Origin of the sequence: Pseudomonas sp. FH4 (genome assembly GCF_000510915.2) — a bacterium.
Lineage (GTDB): Bacteria > Pseudomonadota > Gammaproteobacteria > Pseudomonadales > Pseudomonadaceae > Aquipseudomonas > Aquipseudomonas brenneri.
Window position 1 is genome coordinate 136,380 of sequence record NZ_AOHN01000044.1, and the last position, 23,040, is coordinate 159,419.

Annotated in this window: 27 protein-coding genes; 13 read left to right on the forward strand and 14 right to left on the reverse strand. The window is 60.2% G+C overall.

Going from position 1 to position 23,040, the window contains the following annotated elements; genetic code table 11:
• The first annotated feature begins 11 nt into the window (after positions 1-11).
• Positions 12-1,196 (forward strand): osmoprotectant NAGGN system M42 family peptidase, encoded by a 1,185-nt coding sequence (locus H097_RS24930; protein ID WP_032863209.1) that lies wholly within the window; start codon positions 12-14, stop codon positions 1,194-1,196.
• 59 nt (positions 1,197-1,255) lie between these two features.
• On the forward strand, positions 1,256-1,483 hold the full coding sequence (locus H097_RS24935; protein WP_003172962.1) for a YheU family protein: 228 nt from the start codon (positions 1,256-1,258) through the stop codon (positions 1,481-1,483).
• Here the strand turns inward: H097_RS24935 and csrA are convergent.
• Together csrA and H097_RS24945 are read right to left on the reverse strand one after the other, a co-directional pair.
• Positions 1,480-1,674, reverse strand: a complete 195-nt coding sequence (gene csrA, locus H097_RS24940) for a carbon storage regulator CsrA (RefSeq protein WP_032863212.1) — start codon at positions 1,672-1,674, stop codon at positions 1,480-1,482. The two genes, H097_RS24935 and csrA, sit on opposite strands and share 4 nt — an antisense overlap.
• Positions 1,675-1,848: 174 nt before the next feature.
• On the reverse strand, positions 1,849-2,664 hold the full coding sequence (locus tag H097_RS24945) for an SDR family oxidoreductase (protein WP_032863214.1): 816 nt from the start codon (positions 2,662-2,664) through the stop codon (positions 1,849-1,851).
• 331 nt (positions 2,665-2,995) lie between these two features.
• Between H097_RS24945 and H097_RS28050 the strand changes: the two genes are divergently transcribed.
• Positions 2,996-3,148 (forward strand): DUF3309 family protein, encoded by a 153-nt coding sequence (locus H097_RS28050; protein WP_032863216.1) that lies wholly within the window; start codon positions 2,996-2,998, stop codon positions 3,146-3,148.
• Between the two features lie 172 nt (positions 3,149-3,320).
• Here the strand turns inward: H097_RS28050 and H097_RS24950 are convergent, their stop codons facing one another.
• The 5 genes from H097_RS24950 to H097_RS24970 all read right to left on the reverse strand — a co-directional run bounded on the left by H097_RS24950 (position 3,321) and on the right by H097_RS24970 (position 9,026).
• Positions 3,321-5,408, reverse strand: coding sequence for an LTA synthase family protein (locus H097_RS24950; RefSeq protein ID WP_032863218.1), 2,088 nt, complete (start codon positions 5,406-5,408; stop codon positions 3,321-3,323).
• Between the two features lie 334 nt (positions 5,409-5,742).
• Positions 5,743-5,934, reverse strand: a complete 192-nt coding sequence (locus tag H097_RS24955) for a PLD nuclease N-terminal domain-containing protein (RefSeq protein ID WP_032863221.1) — start codon at positions 5,932-5,934, stop codon at positions 5,743-5,745.
• Positions 5,935-6,001: 67 nt separating this feature from the next.
• Complete coding sequence (locus H097_RS24960; protein ID WP_032863223.1) at positions 6,002-6,532, reverse strand: hypothetical protein; 531 nt, start codon at positions 6,530-6,532, stop codon at positions 6,002-6,004.
• Positions 6,533-6,573: 41 nt separating this feature from the next.
• Positions 6,574-7,089, reverse strand: coding sequence for an ankyrin repeat domain-containing protein (locus H097_RS24965; RefSeq protein WP_032863225.1), 516 nt, complete (start codon positions 7,087-7,089; stop codon positions 6,574-6,576).
• Positions 7,090-7,199: 110 nt separating this feature from the next.
• Positions 7,200-9,026, reverse strand: coding sequence for a long-chain-acyl-CoA synthetase (locus H097_RS24970; RefSeq protein ID WP_032863227.1), 1,827 nt, complete (start codon positions 9,024-9,026; stop codon positions 7,200-7,202).
• A gap of 350 nt (positions 9,027-9,376) precedes the next feature.
• Here H097_RS24970 and H097_RS24975 point away from each other — a divergent pair, with 350 nt between their 5' ends.
• The gene (locus H097_RS24975; RefSeq protein ID WP_032863228.1) at positions 9,377-9,655 is read left to right on the forward strand and encodes a DUF3509 domain-containing protein; all 279 of its coding nucleotides are present in this window, start codon (positions 9,377-9,379) and stop codon (positions 9,653-9,655) included.
• Between the two features lie 53 nt (positions 9,656-9,708).
• Here the strand turns inward: H097_RS24975 and H097_RS24980 are convergent, their stop codons facing one another.
• The 4 genes from H097_RS24980 to aroC form a co-directional block, all read right to left on the reverse strand.
• Complete coding sequence (locus H097_RS24980) at positions 9,709-10,017, reverse strand: helix-turn-helix transcriptional regulator (protein WP_082445671.1); 309 nt, start codon at positions 10,015-10,017, stop codon at positions 9,709-9,711.
• A gap of 213 nt (positions 10,018-10,230) precedes the next feature.
• Positions 10,231-10,776, reverse strand: a complete 546-nt coding sequence (locus H097_RS24985; RefSeq protein ID WP_032863229.1) for an acireductone dioxygenase — start codon at positions 10,774-10,776, stop codon at positions 10,231-10,233.
• A 46-nt stretch (positions 10,777-10,822) separates the two neighbouring features.
• Positions 10,823-11,971, reverse strand: a complete 1,149-nt coding sequence (locus H097_RS24990; protein ID WP_032863231.1) for an MFS transporter — start codon at positions 11,969-11,971, stop codon at positions 10,823-10,825.
• 10 nt (positions 11,972-11,981) lie between these two features.
• Positions 11,982-13,073 (reverse strand): chorismate synthase, encoded by a 1,092-nt coding sequence (gene aroC, locus H097_RS24995; RefSeq protein ID WP_032863232.1) that lies wholly within the window; start codon positions 13,071-13,073, stop codon positions 11,982-11,984.
• A 142-nt stretch (positions 13,074-13,215) separates the two neighbouring features.
• Between aroC and H097_RS25000 the strand changes: the two genes are divergently transcribed.
• Positions 13,216-14,178: an alpha/beta fold hydrolase gene (locus H097_RS25000; RefSeq protein WP_032863233.1), complete on the forward strand. Its 963-nt coding sequence runs from the start codon at positions 13,216-13,218 to the stop codon at positions 14,176-14,178.
• A gap of 100 nt (positions 14,179-14,278) precedes the next feature.
• Complete coding sequence (locus tag H097_RS25005) at positions 14,279-15,082, forward strand: hypothetical protein (RefSeq protein ID WP_032863234.1); 804 nt, start codon at positions 14,279-14,281, stop codon at positions 15,080-15,082.
• A gap of 128 nt (positions 15,083-15,210) precedes the next feature.
• On the opposite strand, the gene prmB is transcribed toward H097_RS25005, so the two are convergent.
• Positions 15,211-16,119, reverse strand: coding sequence for a 50S ribosomal protein L3 N(5)-glutamine methyltransferase (prmB, locus tag H097_RS25010; RefSeq protein ID WP_032863235.1), 909 nt, complete (start codon positions 16,117-16,119; stop codon positions 15,211-15,213).
• Positions 16,120-16,358: 239 nt separating this feature from the next.
• Between prmB and H097_RS25015 the strand changes: the two genes are divergently transcribed.
• From H097_RS25015 to H097_RS25035, 5 genes are all read left to right on the forward strand, one after another.
• Positions 16,359-16,949 carry a cysteine hydrolase family protein gene (locus tag H097_RS25015; RefSeq protein ID WP_032863236.1) on the forward strand — a complete coding sequence of 197 codons (591 nt, stop codon included), beginning with the start codon at positions 16,359-16,361 and terminating at the stop codon, positions 16,947-16,949.
• Between the two features lie 141 nt (positions 16,950-17,090).
• Positions 17,091-17,411, forward strand: a complete 321-nt coding sequence (locus H097_RS25020; RefSeq protein ID WP_032863237.1) for a hypothetical protein — start codon at positions 17,091-17,093, stop codon at positions 17,409-17,411.
• Between the two features lie 76 nt (positions 17,412-17,487).
• The gene (locus tag H097_RS25025) at positions 17,488-18,045 is read left to right on the forward strand and encodes a Smr/MutS family protein (protein WP_032863238.1); all 558 of its coding nucleotides are present in this window, start codon (positions 17,488-17,490) and stop codon (positions 18,043-18,045) included.
• Between the two features lie 67 nt (positions 18,046-18,112).
• Entirely contained in the window at positions 18,113-18,658 is a 546-nt protein-coding gene (gene folE, locus H097_RS25030) for a GTP cyclohydrolase I FolE (protein ID WP_032863239.1), read from the forward strand.
• Positions 18,659-18,760: 102 nt separating this feature from the next.
• Positions 18,761-19,132 carry a glutathione S-transferase N-terminal domain-containing protein gene (locus H097_RS25035; RefSeq protein WP_032863240.1) on the forward strand — a complete coding sequence of 124 codons (372 nt, stop codon included), beginning with the start codon at positions 18,761-18,763 and terminating at the stop codon, positions 19,130-19,132.
• Between the two features lie 61 nt (positions 19,133-19,193).
• On the opposite strand, the gene H097_RS25040 is transcribed toward H097_RS25035, so the two are convergent.
• Both H097_RS25040 and H097_RS25045 read right to left on the reverse strand, forming a co-directional pair.
• Positions 19,194-19,796 (reverse strand): glutathione S-transferase family protein, encoded by a 603-nt coding sequence (locus H097_RS25040; RefSeq protein ID WP_032863241.1) that lies wholly within the window; start codon positions 19,794-19,796, stop codon positions 19,194-19,196.
• A gap of 10 nt (positions 19,797-19,806) precedes the next feature.
• Positions 19,807-20,973, reverse strand: coding sequence for a PLP-dependent aminotransferase family protein (locus H097_RS25045; protein WP_032863242.1), 1,167 nt, complete (start codon positions 20,971-20,973; stop codon positions 19,807-19,809).
• Between the two features lie 81 nt (positions 20,974-21,054).
• Here H097_RS25045 and H097_RS25050 point away from each other — a divergent pair, with 81 nt between their 5' ends.
• Positions 21,055-21,486, forward strand: a complete 432-nt coding sequence (locus H097_RS25050; protein ID WP_032863243.1) for a MarR family transcriptional regulator — start codon at positions 21,055-21,057, stop codon at positions 21,484-21,486.
• A gap of 222 nt (positions 21,487-21,708) precedes the next feature.
• Positions 21,709-23,040: an NCS2 family permease gene (locus H097_RS25055; RefSeq protein ID WP_223232712.1), complete on the forward strand. Its 1,332-nt coding sequence runs from the start codon at positions 21,709-21,711 to the stop codon at positions 23,038-23,040.

Genomic DNA, 23,040 nt, shown 5'->3' on the forward strand with positions numbered 1-23,040 from the left:
AAGGACCCCTTATGACCCGAACCATCCCCGAACCGGATCTCAACTACCTGCACAAAGTGCTGCTGGAAATGCTCGCCATCCCCAGCCCCACCGGGTTTACCGACACCATCGTGCGTTACGTCGCCGAGCGCCTGGAAGAACTCGGCATCCCCTTTGAAATGACCCGGCGCGGCACGATCCGCGCCACCCTCAAGGGCCAGCAAAACAGCCCGGACCGCGCCGTTTCCGCGCACCTGGACACCATCGGCGCCGCCGTGCGGGCGATCAAGGACAATGGCCGCCTGACCCTGGCCCCCGTCGGTTGCTGGTCCAGCCGTTTTGCCGAAGGCAGCCGCGTCAGCCTGTTCACCGACAATGGCGTGATCCGTGGCAGCGTCCTGCCGCTGATGGCTTCCGGACACGCGTTCAATACCGCCGTGGATGAAATGCCAATCAGTTGGGACCATATCGAACTGCGGCTGGACGCCTACTGCGCCACCCGTGCCGATTGCGATTCCCTGGGGATCAGTGTCGGTGATTTCGTGGCCTTCGACCCGCTGCCGGAATTCACCGAGAGCGGCCATATCAGCGCCCGTCACCTGGATGACAAAGCCGGGGTCGCCGCCTTGCTGGCGGCGCTCAAGGCTATCGTCGACAGTGGTGAACCGTTGCTGATCGACTGCCACCCGCTGTTCACCATCACCGAGGAAACCGGCAGTGGCGCGGCGGCCGCATTACCCTGGGATGTCAGTGAATTCGTCGGCATCGACATTGCACCGGTCGCCCCCGGCCAGCACTCCAGTGAACATGCGGTGAGCGTGGCGATGCAGGATTCTGGTGGTCCTTACGATTATCACCTGTCCCGACACTTGCTGCGCCTGGGGGCAGATAACGATTTGCCGGTACGGCGTGACCTGTTTCGCTATTACTTCAGTGATGCCCATTCGGCCGTCACCGCCGGCCACGATATCCGCACCGCGCTGCTGGCCTTCGGCTGCGATGCAACCCACGGCTACGAGCGCACCCATATCGACAGCCTGGCAGCCTTGAGTCGCCTGCTGGGCGCCTACATCCTCAGCCCGCCGGTGTTTGCCAGCGATGCCCAACCGGCCCAGGGATCCCTGGACCGCTTCAGTCATCAGCTGGAACACGAAACACAAATGGAGAGCGATACCCGCGTGCCCTCGGTAGACAGCCTGGTCGGGCAGAAATCCTGAAGCTGGCAACAATGATCCCGGCACAGTAGCATCGCCGGGATCAATCATTTGAGGCTTGTATGCTGATTCCCCACGATGCACTTGAAGTCGACACCCTGACCCGCCTCATCGAAGACTTCGTGACCCGCGACGGCACCGATAACGGCGACGACACGCCCCTGGAAACCCGCGTATTGCGCGTACGCCAGGCGTTGACCAAGGGCCAGGCGCTGATCGTTTTCGACCCTGAGAGTGAACAGTGCCAATTGATGCTCAAGCACGATGTGCCCAAGCACCTGTTTGACTAGGGATTAGGCACGGATACCGGGTTTGCCTGCTGGTGGCGGATCCTTTCATAGACCTCCGCCCGGTGCACGTTGACCCCTGTCGGCGCTTCCACGCCGAGTTTCACCTGGAGGTTGTTGACCTCCAGGATCCGCAGGGTGATGTGATCGCCGATGGAAATGATTTCGCCTACCGCGCGGCTAAGTACCAGCATGGTGTTTGTCCTTTGGAAAATTACCGGACATCGACCATGCTCCCTCCCCTACGAGCCATCAATGACCTGCCAAATAAACAGATCTTCCCTACAACCTAGGGTTTGTTTTACTGACAGACAAATATCAAATAGCCAAGCAGGACCGCAAAAATATAAACATATTGTTTATATCTATCAGCCTTTGACCGACTGCGCCTTGGCGCGCATTTTCTCCGACATGCTGGTCATCTCGTCATACAGCAACTGCGGATTTTTCTGCTTCAGTGCCCAGGCCATCCGCCCTTGCTCGTGGGGCAGGATCATGAACTCACCCTCGGCCACACGCTGGTAGATGTAATCGGCAATGTCTGCCGCACTGATCGGCGAGCTTTCCAGCAATTTACCGACCTGGGCCTTCATCGCAGGCGTCGGGCCACGGAACGAATCCAGCAGGTTGGTCTGGAAGAACGACGGGCAAACCACGTGCACCCCGACCTCCTGTTGCTTGAGCTCCACCAGCAGGCTTTCCGAGAGCGCCACCACGCCGGCCTTGGCCACGTTGTAGTTGCTCATGGCCGGGCCTTGCATCAAGGCAGCCATGGAGGCGATGTTGATGATGCGGCCCTTGCTCTTTTCCAGCAGCGGCAGGAAAGCCTTGCAGCCCTTGACCACGCCCATGAGGTTGATTGCGATCTGCCAGTCCCAGTCTTCCAGGGACAATTCGCTGAAGAACCCACCGGAGGCAACCCCGGCGTTGTTGACGATCACATCGATACCGCCCAGCTTGACTTCGCAGGCCTGGGCAAAGGCCGTGAGCTGGCTGTAGTCACGCACATCACACCGCTGGATAAACCCGTCGCCACCGGCCTGGCGCACCAGCGCCAGGGTTTCCTGCAAGCCCGGCTCGCTGACATCCGACAAGGCCAGTTGCCAGCCCTCCCGGGCCCAGCGCAGAGCGATTTCGCGACCCAGGCCAGATCCAGCGCCGGTGATCATCATGCGATTTTGCATAGGAAGTAGCCTTGTGGTTCAGGGAAGAAGTACGCGCCAGTGTAGCGAAGGTTATTCATCGACCCATGCACCATCAAGTTGCTGAATGCCCGAAGCAAACCAAAGGCCCGGTCGGATGCCGGAGCACGGGGTAAGTTCAATCTTTTCAAACTAAGTGCGAAGCAGCACAACAATTAAAAAAGAAATAAACCAGTAGCCAAATCGAGTTAAAAAAACAGGGAATTTTCTGCAAAGTGCAGGAGTCGGATCAATTAAGGCAGCCGTTTTAAATGACCGGCGCTATCACTTGATACTCAGGTATTTCTCAGAAGACGAATAAGGAAAACACACTATGAGCCTCATTCTTATCATTGTTCTGATCCTCCTGCTGGTCGGCGGCCTGCCGGTGTTCCCGCACTCACGCAACTGGGGTTATGGGCCATCGGGCATTCTCGGTACGGTGCTGGTGGTGCTGTTGATCCTGTTGCTGCTGGGCAAGATATAACGGCTGTAACCCATAACTGTAGGAGCGAGCTTGCTCGCGAATAACACCCAGGCAATGCGTTTCTTCAGGATAAACGTGCCGGCTCTGAGTTCTTCGCGAGCAAGCTCGCTCCTACAGAAAAAGATGCAAAAAAAAGAGGCCTTGAAGAAGGCCTCTTTTTTATTGGCGACGATTAGTCCGGCTTGCCGTCTACCACGCCTGCGGTGTTATCCAACAGGCTCTTGGTAGCAGTTTGCAGGAACGACTCAAGTTTCTGCTTAAGTTGCGCCTCATCCGCCGACTCAGGGATCACCTTGCCAGTAGGGTTGGCACCCAGTTCGTATTGCCACAGCTTCGGTGGCATTTCCTTGGGCAGTACCAACACGCGGTCAGCGGTGAGCAAGGCCACGGTCTGGTCGCTGCCCGATGGCTTGATCACGCCAAAGCCCTTGTCGCCTTCCGGCAAGTTGAGCAGGTCACGGCCCCAGCACTGGTGACGGGTTTCACCGCCCAGGCGCCCCATGATGGTCGGCACGATATCGATCTGCGTACCCACGGTGTGGTCACGCACGCCGAACTTGTCCTGCACGCCCGGTGCGATCAACAGCAACGGCACGTTGAAACGGCCCAGGTCCATTTCGGTGATCTGTTGCTCGTTACCGAAACCATGGTCGCCGACGATCACAAACAGGGTGTCCTTGAAGTACGGCTCCTTGCGGGCCTTCTCGAAGAACTGGCCCAAGGCCCAGTCGGAGTAACGCATGGCCGTCAAATGCTCGTTGAGGCGGCCACGGTCAGTGACCGGCGCGACTGGCAACGGTGTCGGCAAGGCATACGGCGTATGGTTGGACAGGGTTTGCAGCAGTGCGTAGAACGGCTTGCCGCCTTCGCGCGCCTTCAACTCTTGCAGGCCACGGTCGAACATGTCCTGGTCGGACACGCCCCAGGTCGGATCGGAGAACACCGGGTCGACGAAGTCGTTGCGGCCAATGAAGTTGGTCATGCCCTGGTTGCTGAAGAAGCCCGACTGGTTATCCCAGGCGAAGTCGCCGTTGTAGACATACACGTCGTCGAAATCACGGGCGCTGAGCAATTGCGGCAAGCCCGACAGCTTGTGGCTGCCTTCCGGGGTCTGCATCAGGTATTCGAAGCCTGGCAGGTTCGGGAAGCACGCCATGGTGGCGAACATGCCCTGGTGGGTATGGGTGCCATTGGAGAAGAAACGGTCGAACAGCAGGCCTTCCTTGGTCAACTCATCGAAGTACGGCGTGATCTTGCCGTTGCTGCCCAACGCGCCCACCGAGTGACCGGCGAAGCTTTCCATCAGGATCACCACGACGTTCTTGATCGGCAGGGTCTTCTCGGCCGGTGGCGTGAAGTCACGGCGCACGGCGGCAGTGTCGGTATCCACCAGTTTCTCGTCCGGCAGTACCAGCATGTCGCGCACGGTCTGGGTGGCCAGCGGTTGCTCAAGGGTGGCTTTCCAGACGTTCTCGCGATGCTCGGAGAAACGCGCCTTGGCCGCACCGATCAGCGACAGCGTACCGTTGAGGCCCAGGTGGTTGGCGAAGTTGGAGTCGGTGGTGTACACGTCACCCCAACGCATCGGCGGGCCCTGGCGCAGGGTGCCGCGTGCGGCGACCACGGCGATCAGCAGGCAGACCACGAACACCGCAATGCGGCTGTACCACGGGGCAACCTGGCGAGTGCCGACGGTGCCACCGCTGAACGGGCCACGCGGGCGCGTCGCGCGGTCGGCGCCCTTGAAGGCGATGCTCAGGATAAACGTACCGACCGCCCAACCCAGCAGGTAGCGCACCACCGGGAAGCCGTACCAGAGCATGCTCATCACGGTTTTCGGATCTTCCTTGACGTACTGGAAGACCAGGCCGTTGAGGCGCTGGTGGAACTCGCGGTAGAAGTCCATCTCCATCAGGCCAAGGAACAGCGCGATGCTGGAGACCACGGTCAGCCACAACCGGAAGAACCCGCGGGCAGCCATGGCGCGCACACTGAACAGGGCCAGGATCAGCGGAATGCTCAGGTACACCACCAGACGCAAGTCCATGCGCAGGCCATTGACGAACGCTTCAAGGAACGTCGAGGCCGGGGTATCGAGCATCATGTCGCTGTTGTACACCAACAGCCCGAGGCGCAGCAGGGAGAGCATCACCATCATGACCAGGGCGCAAAGCAGCGTGTAGGCCAGGTGGGATTTGACGGTGGGTTGCAGCAAGCGATTAGAAGCTCGCTGCTGATTCAGGGCGTCCGGGTTTGCCATGTTGTTTGAGGACCCATTGGAAGTTTAAGTTGCGAAATAATGCAGCGGCGTCCTGCCCCGGCCAATGAAGGCGCAGGGTCCAGGTATTACGCGGTGGGCAGATGGTGCCCGATCAACGTCGGCAACGCTATTGATTACTCATCGCGCAGGGCTCCTGGCGGCACACACGGGCCGTGGCAGGAAAATAAAGCGGGGGAATTGTCTTGGATGAAGTGTGAAAATTTTGTCCAGCGAATATCTCGACACACAAATCTTCAGAACACAGGAGAAGCAATTGTGGGAGCGGGCTTGCTCCCACATTTACTGTGCTCACTCGAAAAATGGAGTGTGTCGGTCAGATCCGCACATTGCCCCGTGGCCCGGCAATGGCCCAGATAATCAGGCCCAGCACCGGCAGGAACAGGATCAACAGGATCCACAACACTTTGGCCCCGGTCCCGGCGCCGCTTTTGAAGACGTTGATGATCGCCCAGATATCCAGCGCCAGGATGATCAACCCGATCAGGCTGTTAAATGTGGAACCCATGGTGTCGCTCCTAAGTGAGGGCTTGCCTGCTTAGGATAGCCAGCCCTGGCGAGGGTTCCGTTTTATTTCAGACGTGCAATGCAATGCGCAGGGCCTCCAGGGACGGCTCACCCTTGATCCCGACTTCGGCACACAACTCCAGCACCCGTGGTACGTCGTTGCCATACACCAATACCGCCTGGATTTCGTCATCGAGCAACTGGCTGAAATTCATCAGCGTATAACCGCCGTTTTCCGGGTTCATGGCGCCGAGTTGGATCTGGATCCGATTGAGCGCAGTCAGCGCCTCGGTCTTGGCCAGTTGCTTGGGCTTGAGGTTGAACGCAACGCTGGGGCCAAAGGACGCGACGATCTGGGCGAACAGTTCCTGGTAGGTATCGGCCTGGAACAGCACCGTTTCCGGCAGGCTGCCCACCACAATCCACTCACCCAGGGGGATGGGGAAGGTGTCGTCGTAGTTGATATCAGGGTTGGCCGCCAGAAATCCCTCGGCATCGGCGTAGGCCTGGGTGGCTTCGTCGGCGATCTGCACGATCTCGGCGTCACCCAGGCAACCGGAACTGATTTTAGTGATGAGTTCGACGAGCGCGGTGTTCATGGGCGAATCCTGTGGCGAGGCTGATTTTGAGGGCGCAAAGCCTACACCAGTTTTTGCAACTGCGCCGTCGTATCCACAGCCCCCATGGTCTGGGCGGCCACCAGGGCGGTTACACCCTGGGCATCCGTAGCCTTGGGGTTGGCCCCCACGCTGAGCAGGTACTCGACCATTTCGGTGCGATTGAACATCGCCGCCATCATCAGTGCCGTGCGGCCATCGGCAGATGCCCCTTCAACCGGGGCGCCACCTTCGATCAGCGCCTTGACCACCTCAAGGTTGCCCTTGAACGCAGCACCGGCGATGGGCAACTGGTTTTTGTCGTTGGCCATCTGCGGGTCGGCCTTGAACTCCAGCAACACTTTCACCGCCTCGGCATGCCCGTGATAGGCCGCCAACATCAACAAGGTATCGCCATTGTGGTTACGCAGATTGACCGGCAAGCCCTTGGCCAACAGTGCCGCCAACATGGCGGCATCGCCCCGGCGAGCTACGTCGAAGACCTGCTCGGCAAATTCGGCGGCTTCTTCTTCGGTCATTTGTTTGGCTTGATCTGACATCTGCGGCTCCCTGTAAGGTGTTTCGTAAGGCCGTCAGTTTCCCGAGCAACCGTACGCCTGTCATCCCTTTTTTGCCGAAGGCCGCGATAGTCGTGCCCTATCACATACCGTCAGTAGCGATATTTTCCACCCTGAATATCCGCCAACACCTGCCCGGTCACCGGAACATAGGCATCAGTGCCCGGCAGCCAGGCATACAGTGGGTCATCACCGACCTTGGCCGGGTCGAACGCCTCTTCCTTGAGCCGCACTTTCTGATACTTGAAGGTGCCGGTGGTTTCCATCTTCACCTTGACCCGCAGGAACAGCGGCACAGCATAGGCTGGCATCTGACTCTGGGCGAACTGCAGCAATGCCTGCATATCCAGGGTTGCCAGGGATTCGGTCGGGGTAATCGCCGCCATCCCGGCCCGCCCGTTGGTGTTGGCGATTTCCACACCGTAGGCCACCGCCTCGGTGATCTGCGGGTGTTGCATGAAGATGTTTTCCACCTCGGTGGTGGAAACGTTCTCGCCCTTCCAACGATAGGTGTCGCCCAGGCGGTCGACGAACTGCGCATGGCCAAAGCCGATGCTGCGCAACAGATCGCCGGTGTTGAAATAGCGATCGCCCTTTTCGAATACGTCGCTCAACACCACCTTGCGGTTCTTTTCCGGGTCGGTGTAACCATCGAACGGCGCCTTGTCGTCGATCCTGGCCAGCAGCAGGCCCTGGCCGCCCTTCTGCACTTCACGCATAAAACCGTTGCTGCCACGGATCGGTTCGCAGGTGTCGTGAGCGTAGTCCACCAGTGCCCAGTGCATCAGGGAAAAGCCGATGGTGTTGTCGAAATTCAGCACATTGGTGAAACCGATATTACCGTCGCTGGCTGCATACAGTTCGCAGATATGATCGACGCCAAAGCGCTCCTTGAACGGCCCCCACACCCCGGGGCGCAAGCCGTTACCGATCATCTTCACCACGCGGTTGTCGCGGTCGCGCGGGCTTGGCGGCTGGTCGATCAGGTAGCGGCACAACTCACCGACATACCCCAGGGTCGTTGCGTTGAATTTGCGCACATCGTCCCAGAACTGGCTGGCGCTGAACTTGCGGCGGATGGCAAACCCCGACGCGCCGGCAATCGCCGAGCCCCAGCACACACACAGCCCCGTGGCGTGGTACAGCGGCAGGGTGCAATAGACGACATCCTCAGGCCCCATATCCAGGGCGATGGTGCCGAAGCTGGCCGAGGACTTCATCCAGCGGCCATGCTTGAAGATGCCGGCCTTGGGCAAACCGGTGGTGCCGGAGGTATAGATATAGAAGCACGGGTCGTTGAAGTAGATCTGTTGGCTGCTGGCCGGGTTATCCGTCGAGCAGTCCGCGCTGACGGCCATCAGGTCGATGTACCCGTGAGGCACCGGCACCGCCTGTTGATCGGCAACATACCAGGTGCGTAGCGGATCGATCGCCACCTGCTCACGCACCGCGTCAAAGGCTGCGACCAGTTCGGCACCGACAACAATCGCCACCGGGTTCACCAGGGTCAGGCTGTGCACCAGCACCGCCTGGGTTTGTGCGGTGTTGAGCATGGCGCAGATACCGCCGACCTTGGCCACTGCCAGCACGGTCAGCAGCAGCTCGGGGCGGTTTTCAATAAACAGCGCGACCACATCGCCCTTGCCAATGCCTTGGGCCTGCAGGTGATGGGCGATGCGGTTGGCGTGCTGGTTGGCCTGGCGATAACTGAGGACCTGATCGCCGTACAACAGGGCCGCACCCTCGGGATTGCGCTGGGTGGCCTGTTCGAAGGTCCAGCCCAGCCCGCACGGCTGGTCGGGGTCCGTGATATTGGCGACGCGGATACCGCGCACCAATCGTGGCAGGGCCCTGACAATGGTCGGCACCTTACGCAACATCATGCCGAGGGTGATCATCTCGCTGTTCGGATTGCTCATGCACAAAAGTCCTTTTTCTTATTATTCGTATGACCCGCGGGCGTTCATACGGTGTAGGACCGTTCCTGAATGCCTTGCAGGAAAATACGCCAGCCATTCCTTGGCTGTACACGCAGGATTTGCAATGTTTTGTATCCCGGGGAACGGCGCCCCCCAGTACCGCTCGTCACCGGTCAATAGCGCAAAATGCAGGATGCACGATGGCCATTCATGCATATTGCACGAAACCGAAAATGCTGATTTTTTGTAAATCATTGATTTATAAGGATATTTTATAAATCACAATACTGGCACAATCACTGCACCTATCACTCCATGCCGCACAACACGAGCCAATGGAGCCGATAGACATGAGCCTGATCCAAGACAAATTCGCTTCTGTATTCTCCAGCTACGACGTCACCACCCAACCGCGTCCTGACGGTGGCATCCTGCTGACCTTGCGTAACACCGAAGGCAAGCAGATCAAGCGCTCGATCTCCTACCAGCAACTGCACACCGCCGATCAACTGACCTGGGTCATCAGCGCCATCCGTCGTGACCTGGCAGAACAGGCCAGCGAATTGCCACAGATTTCGATGCTGCAAAGTCAGAATCGCTTTGCCCTGCCGACGTACCACTCGGCATAAGTGCAGGTCAGTTTCCCAGGGCCGTGAAGCCGTGATGCTTCACGGCCCTTTTTTTACCCGCACAATCCGCGCTTGATCGCCTCGCTCACCGCCTGGACTCGGTTATTGACGTGCAATTTGCAGTAGATATTGCGCAGATGAAACTTCACCGTGGCCTGTGAGACACAACGTATACGGCTGATTTCCCACACTGTCTTGCCCTCCGTGGCCCAGCGCAGTATTTCCAACTCTTTGACCGTCAGCGGTTTATCCGGCAACGACGGTGCGCCGCCAGCCCGGTCGTCGGACGCCTGCTCACACACATCCACCGCCGCGTTTGCCGCAGGCTCAACGGATGGGGTGGGCTCCTCTGGGCTGCTCATGCATGCCTCTCCCTCTCGTAGTGATTTGCACTGCCAATATTCGGACTCCTCCTATTGACAGATAAGTACACAGCGACGGGAGAGTTACACAAAGCCTGGGATTAACACATCGACCCACAGACAAATAGCCGGAACTTACAAACTATAGAGTCCATTCCCACAAACTTATCCAACTTAAGTGTATTGAATAAGTTTGCAGATCGTGAACTAACGTCAATCATCCAGCCCAGGAAATCCTTGGGCGATCTCACTGCCAGTCACGTGTGCCACGGCCCCGGACGCGGTCTTGAACAGGCTGATTGCGACCACTCGCGGCTCCTCTCCCAAATCAAACCAGCGTGGCACGCCGGCCGGTATGCGCAGCAGGTCGTGTTTTTCGCACAGCACCGTGTAGACATAGTCGTCGATGTGCAGGCCAAGCAGCCCGCGCCCAGCAGCGAACAGGCGGATTTCATCGGCGTCATGGCGATGTTCATCACGCAAGCGCGCCCGCACCCCATCCTGCTGCGGGTGCTCGCGGCTCACGCTCAACACCTCCACCTGCGCGTAGCCCTCTGCGGTCATCAAGCTGTCGATCTGCCCCTGGTACGCCGCCGTCACCTCAGCCGTGCTGGCCCCGGCCTCCACGCGGGTGCTGGCCTGCCAGCGTTCAAAACCCACACCCTGCTCGGCCAGGGTCTGGGCAATATCGTCAACGTGGGTCAAGACTTTGTTCGGGGTGTCCGGGGTAGAGACGTGATAAACGCAAAGAATGCTCATGAAAGGAGTCCTCGGGCAGTAAGAATATTCAGATGATGGACCGGGCTCATGGCCGCTCCTCGGGCAAGCGCACGGCCATGATCAACGCGGCTGCCAAGGCCGCGAGGCTGGCAATACTGAATGTGAGGGTGGGCCCCAGTTGGTTCCAGCTGTACCCGGAATACAAGGCGCCCAGCGCACCACCCGTACCGGCCAGCGCAGCATAAAGAGCCTGACCCTGGCCTTGCTGGCGCGCACCGAAGCTACGCTGCACAAACTGGATGGCCGCCGCATGAAAGCTGCCAAAGGTCGCGGCATGCAGCAGTTGGGCAAACAGCAGCACCCACAGGAACTCGGCGAACGATCCCAGCAACAACCAGCGCAACGCCGCCAACAGAAAGCTGGCCACCAGCACCCGACGCACCGAGAAACGCGTGAGAATCCGGCTCATGGCCATGAACATCAACACTTCCGCCACTACGCCAAGGGCCCACAACAGGCCGATCACGCCACGGCTGTAGCCCAGGTTTTCCAGGTGCAGGGTGAGGAAGGTGTAGTACGGGCCGTGGCTCATTTGCATCAAGGCGACACAGGCATAAAACGCCAGCACACCAGGGCTGCGCAACTGCCGCAGGAAACCGTCGCCGACCCCACCATCGCCAGTGGAAACCGGCTGGGCATTGGGCACCCACAAACTGGCACCGATGATACCGGCCATGATCAACACGATCGCCACCGGGTAGATATCCAGGCTCAAGGCCTCGAACAATCGCCCCAAGGCAACCACTGCGAGGATAAACCCGACGGAGCCCCACAAGCGGACCTGGCTATAGCGCGAGGTCTGGCCTTGCAGGTGCGCCAGAGTGATGACCTCAAACTGTGGCAGCACCGCATGCCAGAAGAACGCATGCAGGGCCATCACCAGCGCCAGCCAGGCATAGCTCTGGCTGACGAAGATCAGCGAGAAGCTCAGCAACGTGCACACCGCGCCAAATCGCACGATGGCCAGGCGCCGACCGGTGTAGTCCCCCAGCCAGCCCCAGATATTGGGAGCTACGCAGCGCATCAGCATCGGGATCGCTACCAGCTCACCAATGCGCGCGCTGGAGAACCCCAGATGATGGAAGTACAGCGCCAGGAATGGCGCCGTCGCCCCCAGCAGGGCGAAATAGAACAGATAGAAGCTGGAAAGTCGCCAGTACGGGAGCGCTGTCACGGTCAGACCGTCACAGCTGGCCCAGCACCGGGGTACTCACACGCACATCGGCATTCTGCCCACGGTGACGCAACAGGTGATCCATCAGCACAATGGCCATCATTGCCTCGGCAATCGGCGTGGCGCGGATCCCGACACAAGGGTCATGGCGGCCCTTGGTGATCACCTCCACCGGGTTGCCATGCACATCGATGGAACGGCCCGGCGTGGTGATGCTCGACGTCGGCTTGAGTGCCAGGTGCGCCACAATCGGCTGGCCGGACGAGATACCGCCGAGAATGCCGCCCGCATTGTTGCTGACAAAACCTTCGGGGGTCAGCTCATCGCGATGCTCGGTGCCGCGCTGGGCCACGCAAGCGAAACCGGCGCCGATTTCCACGCCCTTGACCGCGTTGATGCTCATCAGCGCGTGGGCCAGTTCGGCGTCCAGGCGGTCGAAGATCGGCTCGCCCAGGCCCGGCATCACCCCTTCGGCGACCACGGTGATCTTGGCGCCCACCGAGTCCTGGTCACGGCGCAACTGGTCCATATAGGCTTCCAGTTCCGGCACCTTGTCCGGGTCGGGGCTGAAGAAAGCGTTGTCTTGCACGCTGTCCCAGGTCTTGAACGGGATTTCAATCGGGCCCAGTTGGCTCATGTAGCCACGAATCACGATGCCCTGGGTTGCCAGGTACTTCTTGGCGATGGCCCCGGCCGCCACGCGCATCGCGGTTTCCCGCGCCGAACTGCGGCCACCGCCACGGTAGTCGCGCTCGCCGTATTTATGGTGGTAGGTGTAGTCGGCGTGGGCCGGGCGGAACAGGTCCTTGATCGCCGAGTAGTCCTTGGACTTCTGGTCGGTGTTGCGGATCAACAGGCCGATGGCGCACCCGGTGGTGCGGCCTTCGAACACGCCGGAGAGGATTTCGACTTCGTCGGGCTCCTGGCGCTGGGTGGTGTGGCGGCTGGTGCCGGGCTTGCGGCGGTCGAGGTCGCGCTGCAGGTCGTCCAGGGACAGCTCAAGGCCGGGCGGGCAGCCGTCGACAATGGCGACCAACGCCGGGCCATGGCTTTCGCCCGCGGTGGTGACAGTGAACAGCTTGCCGTAGGTATTGCCGGACATGCAGGGCGCTCCGTGAAATCAGTTGAATCAACTCAACCGTGATAACTAAGCGCGCCAGTATACGCAGGCTCACCCAGTAGTTCATCCTCGAAACCTTCCCGGTAGACGTTGGTCCAACCGGCACCTTCCTCATGATGGCGCGATGATGCTGCGAGTTTTGCTGTTCACCCTCACCCTGATCTGTACCGTGGCCCACGCCGCCGCGCCTGTGGTGCTGCAACGCCCCATCAGCCTGGACACCGGCAGCGGCGAGTTGTTTGGCTCGTTGCTGCTGCCCCAATCCGCCAAACCCGTGCCCGTGGTGCTGATCATTGCCGGCTCCGGCCCCACCGACCGCAACGGCAACAGCGCCGACGGTGCACGCAACGACAGCCTCAAGCGCCTGGCCTGGGTGCTGGCCCGGCACAACATCGCCAGCGTGCGCTATGACAAACGCGGCGTGGCCGCCAGCCTCAAGGCCACGCCCGACGAGCGCAACCTGACCCTGGATGCCTATGTAGCCGACGCCGTGGCCTGGGGCAAATTGCTCAAGGCCGACCCGCGTTTCGGGCCCTTGGTGGTGCTGGGCCACAGTGAAGGTGCCTTGGTTGCGACCCTGGCCGCGCCTGAACTCGACCCCGCCGGGGTGATTTCCCTGTCCGGCAGTGCCCGCCCGGTGGACCAGGTAATTCGCCAGCAACTGGCCGACCACATGCCCCCTGCCCTGCTGCTGCGCAGTAACCAGATTCTGGATCGGCTCAAGGCCGGCCAGGTCGATGCCGATGTGCCCGGCCCGTTGCAGAGTATTTTCCGTCCCAGCGTTCAGCCTTACCTGATTAGCCTGTTTCGGGCAGACCCTGCGGCGGCTTTCGCCCGCCTGACGATGCCGGCGCTGATTGTCCAGGGCACCACCGACCTGCAAGTGGGGGTCGCCGATGCCGAAAAGCTCAAAGAGGCCAAACCCGACGCCGAACTGGCGGTGATTCCCGGCATGAACCACGTCATGCGCATCGTGCCCAACGACGTGAAACAGCAACTGAATTCCTACAACGATCCGCAATTGCCCCTCGCCGATGCGCTGGGCAGGCGCCTGGTTGGCTTTATCGACGGACTTCGCCCCCGATAAGCGACTATTGACCCTCCAGTCCTGGAGAAAACGGCCGATAAGCACAGGGTCGACAGCAAAAAGCCTGTCGACTTGCAGGGCTTGGACAGGATCGCGCCGAATGACGAACACCGAAGCAGTACCGCAACCTCCCGCCGACACCACCGCCGACACCGAAACGGCGGCAGCGGCTGCGCTGCCGTGGGCGGAGGTTGAGGCCGAACACTTCAAAATGCTGCGCCTGGCGCCCTTGGCCACCGATCGCGCCACGGGTGCACGGCCATTGCGCTTTGTGCAGTTTGGCTACGCCGAACGCAACAACAAGGACCATAGCCTGCTGCGCATGGTCATCCAATTGCCCAGCCAACGGGTGCGACGCGAACAGAATCACCTCGATGTCTGGGTCGACCACGCCACCCACCGCGTGCATTTCGGCCCGGGCAACAGCCTGGAAATCGAACCGGCAAACCGTGGCCTTGGCCGTTTCCTGGTCGCCCAGGGCGCCGCATGGGCGAAAAAGAAGTGGTCGCACTATCGCGTCGACGGCGTCGACCTGGCGAACAAGGACGCACTGAACGAAGCCACGCGCCTGCGTCGCGACCACTTCTTGCGCATCCAGGGTTTTGACGTGGCCTATGCCGATGTCCAGCATCTGAAGGGCCATGTGCAACCGGGCAAGGTCAGCGAGGTGCTGGACAGTTGGAACACCGAGAAGGTGCAGTTCGTGGAGATCCTGGAGGCGGCGCAGATGCTGCAACAGGCCGAGCAGAACCTGGTGGAGCAGGAAGTGAAACTGCGCCACGAAGAAGAAAAGGTCATCAAGTTCAAGCGTGAAGACAGCGGCTTGCGCTTCACCATTACCTGCCTGGTGGCGTTTACCGTGTTCCAGGCGGGGTTGCTGATCTGGATTGCGACGCACCGCTGACAACGCGGTTTAACTGAACAAAGCACCTCAAATGTAGGAGCTGGCTTGCCTGCGATGCAGACGACTCGGTGTATCAGCTACACCGAGTTGATGCCATCGCAGGCAAGCCTGCTCCTACATGGGCCGGGCTAGACCCTGGAGGCAAACACCGCCTGATGCTCCCGGCACTGCTGCGCCGTCAGCATGAACACGCCATGGCCACCGTTCTGGAATTCCAGCCAGGCAAAATCCACTTCCGGGTACAGCGCTTCAACGTGCACCTGGCTGTTGCCCACCTCGACAATCAGCAAGCCCTTCTCGGTCAAATGATCGGCCGCTTCGGCCAACATCCGACGCACCAGGTTCAAACCGTCATCACCACAGGCCAGGCCCAGCTCGGGTTCGTGCTGGTATTCGTCGGGCATGTCGGCGAAATCCTCGGCATCGACATACGGCGGGTTGGACACAATCAGGTCAAAACGCTGGCCGGGCAAACCGTCGAAGCCATCACCCTGCACGGTGTAGACGCGCTCATCGGCGCCGTGGCGCTCAATGTTCTGGTTGGCCACTTCCAGCGCCTCGTAGGACAAGTCCCCCAGCACCACTTCGGCCTCCTGGAACTCGTAGGCGCAGGCAATGCCGATGCAACCGGAGCCGGTGCACAGATCAAGGATGCGCGCCGGCGGCTGGGCCAGCCAGGGTTCGAAGCGGTTTTCGATCAGTTCGCCAATCGGTGAGCGCGGGATCAGCACACGCTCGTCCACGATAAACGACATGCCGCAGAACCAGGCCTCTTTCAACAGGTAGGCCGTAGGCACGCGCTCGTGGATACGGCGATGCAGCAAGCGCTGCACATGGGCGACTTCCTCTTCTTCCAGATTGCAGTCCAGGTAACTGTCGGCAATTTCCCAAGGCAGGTGCAGTGCACCGAGTACCAATTGCCGGGCTTCGTCCCAGGCATTGTCGGTACCATGGCCAAAAAACAGGTCTTCCCCATGGAAACGGCTGACAGCCCAACGGATATGGTCGCGCAAGGTGCGCAGGCGGGAAGTGATCACGGGGGCAAGCTCCAGGAAAAAACGACTGGCAATTCTAACAGCCTTAAGCTGTACGGACGATGTCTGAAAAACCTTTGCAGCACGTCAGTGTTAACCTGATTCAAGGTTTTTCTGCTACACAGCACCCCCTCTTGACATGGCTGTAGGCCAACAACGGCGCACCTTACGTTAGTAGCGATTCACAGAACCGCTCAGCCAGAGGACAATGTCGCAAAAGCCCCACTCACAGGAGCCCCAGAATGTCCGTTCCAAAGACGATGTTTCAACTCAGCGGTCGCGGTTACGCACCGGCCAATTTGAGCCACGCGACCCTTGTGATCATCGATGCCCAGAAAGAGTATTTGAGCGGCCCGCTCGCCTTGTCGGGCATGGACGCAGCGGTAGACAACATCAAGCAACTGAGCGCCGCCGCACGCAAGGCCGGGCGCCCCATTGTGCATGTCCGTCACCTGGGCACCGTCGGCGGCCTGTTCGACCCTCAGGGCGAGCGCGGCGAGTTCATTCCTGGCCTGGAACCGCAAGACGACGAAACCATCATCGGCAAGTTGCTGCCCAGCGCCTTCCACGGCACGCCCCTGGAAAAAACCCTACAGGACCTGGGCTCCCTGGACTTGATCGTCTGCGGTTTCATGAGCCACTCCAGCGTCAGCACCACCGTGCGCGCGGCGAAGAACCTGGGCTTTCGCTGCACCCTGGTGGAAGACGCCTGCGCCACCCGCGATTTGCCTTACAAGGGCGGCATCCTCAGCGCCGAACATGTCCAGCAAACTGAAATGGCCATCATGGCCGACAACTTCGCCACCCTCGCCTTGACCCAAGATCTGATCTGATCGCCCTGTCGATGAGCGGCGCGGCCATCTTGCGGCCCCGCTCATCCGCTAAAGCCTGTCATTTACCGCAATTGCCTCCCAGCCCGGAACAAGTTGTTTATCTTCCGGTCGAAGGGCCGATACCCTGGAGGAAAGGTCGGAATGAAGATATCCGATGGATTTGACGCTCGTCGCTTGCGCCCCAAGGGCCAGAGCAACTGGCGTTTGCGCCTGGGCGCGGTGTTTGCCGCGCTGCTCGCGCTGTTTGGCTTGCTGCTCTCGTTGGCCGGTGGCGCCGCGCTGTCTGGCCACTCGCCTGCGTTGGGCGAACTCAATACCAGCCCGGGCGGTGCGGCGGTGCTGTTAGTCGGCGGGCTGTTGATCCTGTGGCTCGGCGTCTGGTTGTGGCGCCGTTGCCGACGCCGCATGCGTGAACCACTGGCGCTGAACATCGCCTCACACCTGATGAAAAAGCACGACTGATCGAGCACTGATAGCGTTTTGTCCCGCATCAACCGCGCTGATTTGGGTAAACTGCCCGCCCTTCGCGGAGGCTGCCATGCAAGACGACGATTTTTCCCTGTTCAAAAACGAGCTGCGCGGCGTCAAGCCGATCAAGCACGACCGCGCCGATACCGGCAAACCCAAGGCCGACCGCGCGCAGATCGCCAAACTGCGCCAGGCGGCCACGGTGCGCACTGACGCCACCACGGTGGACGGCCTGTCGGACCAGTTCGTGATTGACGTCGGCCCCGAAGACGAGTTGATGTGGTCCCGCGACGGGGTCCAGGAAAGCCAGGTGCGCAAGCTCAAGGCTGGGCAGATCCCGTTCGAAGGCAGCCTCGACCTGCATGGCATGACCGTGGAAAAGGCCCGGGAAACCCTCTGGGCCTTCCTTGCCGAAGCCACCAAATTCGAAATCCGCTGCGTACGCGTCACCCACGGCAAGGCCGTGCGCCTGGACGGCAAGCGCCCCATGATCAAGAGCCACGTCAATACCTGGCTACGCCAGCATGCCCAAGTGCTCGGCTTCACCTCCTGCCAACCGCGCCATGGCGGCGCCGGCGCGGTGTATGTGATGCTCAAGCGCACGATGCTCGAAGGGCGTGACGAGTAACCCACGCTTGCAGCGATCTGCCGGCCACCGTACCCTTGCACTTTGCGAAAATCCCACAGGTAGTTTCATGTCCCTGGAACAGAATTACACAGCGATCCTCGGCCAAATCGGCGAGGACGTCTCCCGCGAGGGCCTGCTCGACACGCCAAAACGTGCCGCCAAGGCCATGCAATACCTTTGCCGCGGCTATGAGCAGACACTGGAAGAGGTCACCAACGGTGCCCTGTTCAGCTCCGACAGCAGCGAAATGGTGCTGGTCAAGGACATCGAGTTGTACTCGCTGTGCGAACACCACTTGCTGCCGTTCATCGGCAAGGCCCATGTCGCCTATATCCCGAGCGGCAAGGTGCTGGGCCTGTCGAAGGTCGCGCGGATTGTCGACATGTATGCCCGTCGCCTGCAGATCCAGGAAAACCTCAGCCGCCAGATCGCCGATGCGGTCCAGCAGGTGACCGGTGCCCTGGGCGTTGCCGTGGTGATCGAGGCCAAGCACATGTGCATGATGATGCGCGGTGTGGAGAAGCAGAATTCGTCGATGATCACGTCGGTGATGCTGGGTGAGTTCCGCGAAAACGCGGCCACCCGCAGCGAGTTCCTCAGCCTGATCAAGTAACCGGCGGCGCCAGGAAAAACCGGCATTCATCGCCGGTTTTTTTTCGCCCGTGGAAATCAGGTAAGCTGCGGCCCCTTCTGTCATGGGCAAGAGGTTTCAGCCATGTTCGTCAAAGCACTTCGAGTGGGCCTCGGCCACGTCATCATCGCGGGCGATTTCCTGACCCGCCCACGTAAAAAACAGCGCAGCGCCGAGCAACAGGCGCAGGTCAATGAAGCGGCCAAGGGCCTGACCCTGTACCAGTTCCACGCCTGCCCGTTCTGCGTGAAGACGCGCCGCACCCTGCACCGCCTGAATGTGCCGGTGGCGCTCAAGGATGCGAAGAACAACGAGCAGGACCGCGAGGCTTTGCTGACGCAAGGTGGCAAGATCAAGGTGCCGTGCCTGCGTATCGAAGAAAACGGCCAGACCACCTGGATGTATGACTCCAAGGTAATCATCGATTACCTGGATAAGCGCTTCGCCGCGATCTGACAGAAAACGCGGTCAAAATGTGGGAGCGGGCTTGCTCGCTCCCACATTTTGACCGCGCCTATCAGTCGAGCATCGGCACGTGCTTGGGGTGGCTGGCCACACGCTCAAGCCAGGCTTGCACGGCTGGGTAGGGGCTCAGGTCGAAGCCACCTTCATGGGCCACATGGGTGTAGGCATACAACGCAATGTCGGCAATCGAATACTGGTCGCCCACCAGGTACGGCGTGGCTTGCAGTTGTTTTTCCATGACCTTCAGCGCCTTGTAGCCGCCTTTATGGGTGGTTTTGTACTCCTCCAGCCGATCGTCCGGCAGGCCCAGGTAAAGCTGGATAAACCGCGCCACTGCAATGTACGGCTCATGGCTGTATTGCTCGAAAAACTGCCATTGCAACACCTGCGTGCGCAGGCGCGGCTCGCTGGGCAGGAATTCGCTGCCGTCGGCGAGGAAGTTGAGGATCGCATTGGACTCCCATAGGCAAGTGCCGTCTTCCAGTTCCAGCACCGGGATCTTGCCGTTGGGGTTCTTCGCCAGGAACTCGGCGGTCTGTGTGTCGCCATTCAAGATGTCGACATTCACCCACTCATACGCGATGCCGAGCAGGTTGAGCATCAACTTGATCTTGTAGCAGTTGCCCGAGCGGTAATCGCCATAAACCTTGTACATGAAGCTCCCCTTATGCCGCTTGCGCGCGCTGTGCTTGACGGACCACCGCCGCGAGACGCTTGAGACCTTCGTCCAGGCGCGCCGGGTCGATGTGGCTGAAATTGAGCCGCAGGTGCCCATGGTGCTGGTCTGGCTCGGAAAAGAACGGTTCACCGGGCATGAACGCCACGTCCTGATCGAGCGCTGGTGCCAACAAGGTGCGGGTATCCAAGGGCTGTTTCAAGGTCAGCCAGAAGAATAATCCCCCCTGAGGCACTTGCCAGTCGGCCAGCTCATCGAAGTGGCGCTTCAGTGCCGCCTGGAACCCATCACGACGCTCACGGTAAAAACTGCGCAGTTGCACCAGGTGCTGCTGGTAGCGCTCGGTGCCGATCCACTGCATGGCCTGCCATTGGCCAACGCGGTTGGTGTGCAGGTCCGCCGACTGCTTGAGCTTGAGCAGATGGGGAAACAAATCGGGGCTGGCGATCAGGTAACCGACACGCAAGCCGGGGAGCAGGGTTTTCGATACGGTGCCGGTGTAGATCCAGCTGGCCTTGCGCAGCCGGCTGACAATCGGCCGCGCACTGGCGCCATCGAAGGTCAACTCGCGGTAAGGCTCGTCTTCGATCAGGGTCACGCCGAACTCATCCAGCAAGGCCGCTACGGCGTCGCGCTTGGCTTCGCTGTAGCGCACCGCCGAAGGGTTCTGGAAGGTCGGGATCAAGTAGATGAATGCCGGGCGATGGCGTTCCAGATTGCTGCGCAGCGCCGTCAGGTCCGGGCCATCGGCTTCCAGTTCCACGGTCAGGCAATCGGCGCCGAACAGTTGGAAGATCTGCAGGGCCGCCAGGTAGGTCGGACCTTCCAGCAGGATCTGCGTGCCCTGGTCGATATACAGCTTGGCCGCCAGGTCCAGGGTTTGCTGCGAGCCGCTGACCACCAACACCTGGCTGGCCTCGCAGGCCACCCCCAGCGCTCGCGCTTCGGCCGCCAGCAACTCGCGCAATTGCGGCTCGCCTTCGCTCATGCCGTACTGGCCCATGGCCGGCGGCATGCCCTGCCAATCCAGCGCCGGCAGCATGGCTTCGGCGGGCAGGCCTCCGGCGAATGACATCACCTCCGGGCGCTGGGCCGCCGCGAGGATCTCACGGATCAAGGAGCTTTTAAGGCGCGAAACACGTTCAGAGAAAGCCATAGGGTCACCGGTAGCAAAGCCTGGGGGAAATACGTCAAACTGGTTGACCGAAATTACGACGCCCCGGGTAGATACGTCAATATGCTTGACCTTAAAAACCAGACTTCGCAGCAAGCCGCCATGGAAGCGTTCTTCTTCGGCTATCAGGCCTTCACCGCCAAGGCCGATGAAATGCTGGAGCGCCGGGGCTTGAGCCGGGTGCATCAGCGCATCGTGTTTTTTATCGCCCGTTACCCCGCCTTGAACGTCAAGCAACTGCTGGAACTGCTGGGGGTGAGCAAGCAGGCGCTGAATATGCCACTGCGCCAATTGCAGGAAATGCACCTGGTCGACAGCATCGCCTCGGACACCGACAAACGTAAGCGCCTGCTGCAATTGACCGAAGAAGGCCAGCGCTTCGAACACGCCCTGCGCCGCGAGCAAGTCAAGTTGCTGCAGCGCGCCTTTGCCGAGGCCGGCGAGGACGCAGTGAATGGCTGGCTGGCGGTGAACAAGGCCCTGACCCTGCCTTGAGAGTGGCCTTTCATCTTTTTTGCACACATAATCGCAAACATTATTTGCTTTCTTTGTATACAAAAGCATAATTCGCTTCGTGCGAGTTCCTGACCTACTGGTCAACAAAACCCGCTGGTACCTCAAAGCACCGCTGCCCACCCCTGTGTCCGGTGCTGGAAATAACAATAAAACTCTTGAGGAGTACTTGCTGTGGAAAGCCATAAATCCGACGCCCCTACGCTGGATCGCAGTCCGCCCCACCTTTCAACCGTGAAGCAGGGCTGGCTGGAACGCCTGTTCAAACTCAGCTTGCATGGCACCACAGTGAAGACCGAATTGATCGCCGGCCTCACGACCTTCATCACCATGGCCTACATCATCTTCGTCAACCCCAACATCATGGCCGATGCCGGCATCGACCACGGCGCCGCCTTTGTCGCGACCTGTATCGCCGCAGCTCTCGGCTGCCTGTTGATGGGCCTGTATGCCAACTGGCCTGTAGGCCTGGCTCCCGGCATGGGCTTGAATGCGTTTTTCACCTACACCGTGGTCGGCACCATGGGCTACACCTGGGAGACCGCGCTGGGTGCGGTATTTATCTCCGGCGTGTTGTTCATGATTCTGACGCTGTCGCGCATCCGCGAATGGCTGCTCAACAGCATCCCGGTAAGCCTGCGCCACGCCATGGGCGCGGGGGTGGGTCTGTTTCTGGGGGTGATCGGCCTGAAAACCGCCGGCATCATCGTTGCAAGCCCCGCCACCCTGATCAAGCTCGGCTCCCTGCATGAACCGGCTCCGCTGTTGGCGGCCATCTGCTTTTTGCTGATCGCGATCCTCAGTTATCACCGGGTGTTCGGTGCGATCCTGATCAGCATCATCGCCGTTACCCTGGCCGGCTGGGGCCTGGGCCTGGTGCATTACCAGGGTATTGTGGCGCCCCCGCCGAGCCTGGCACCGACCTGGATGGCGATGGACGTGATGGGCGTGTTCAACGTCAGCATGATCAGCGTGGTGTTCGCATTTCTGTTTGTACACATGTTCGACACTGCCGGCACCCTGATGGGCGTTGCCCAGCGCGCCGGGCTGGTGAACGCCGACGGCAAGATCGAAAACCTCTCGCGCGCCTTGAAAGCCGACAGCGCCTCCAGCGTGTTTGGTGCGGTGGTGGGTGTGCCACCAGTCACCAGTTATGTGGAAAGCGCTGCGGGCGTGGCCGCAGGCGGGCGCACCGGGCTGACCGCCGTTACCGTGGGCGTATTGTTTGTGGCAGCGATGTTTTTCGCCCCGCTGGCGGGCATGATTCCCGCGTATGCCACGGCCGGTGCATTGATTTATGTGGCGATGCTGATGATGAGCGGCATGGCCCATATCGAATGGGACGACGCCACCGACAGCATCCCGGCGATTGTCACGGCGATCATGATGCCCTTGACCTTTTCCGTCGCCGACGGCATCGCCCTGGGTTTTATCACCTACGTGGCCCTCAAGGCCGGTACTGGCAAGTACAAGGAAATTTCCATCAGCCTGTGGGTGCTGTGCGCGATTTTCATCGCCAAGTTTGTCTTCCTGTAA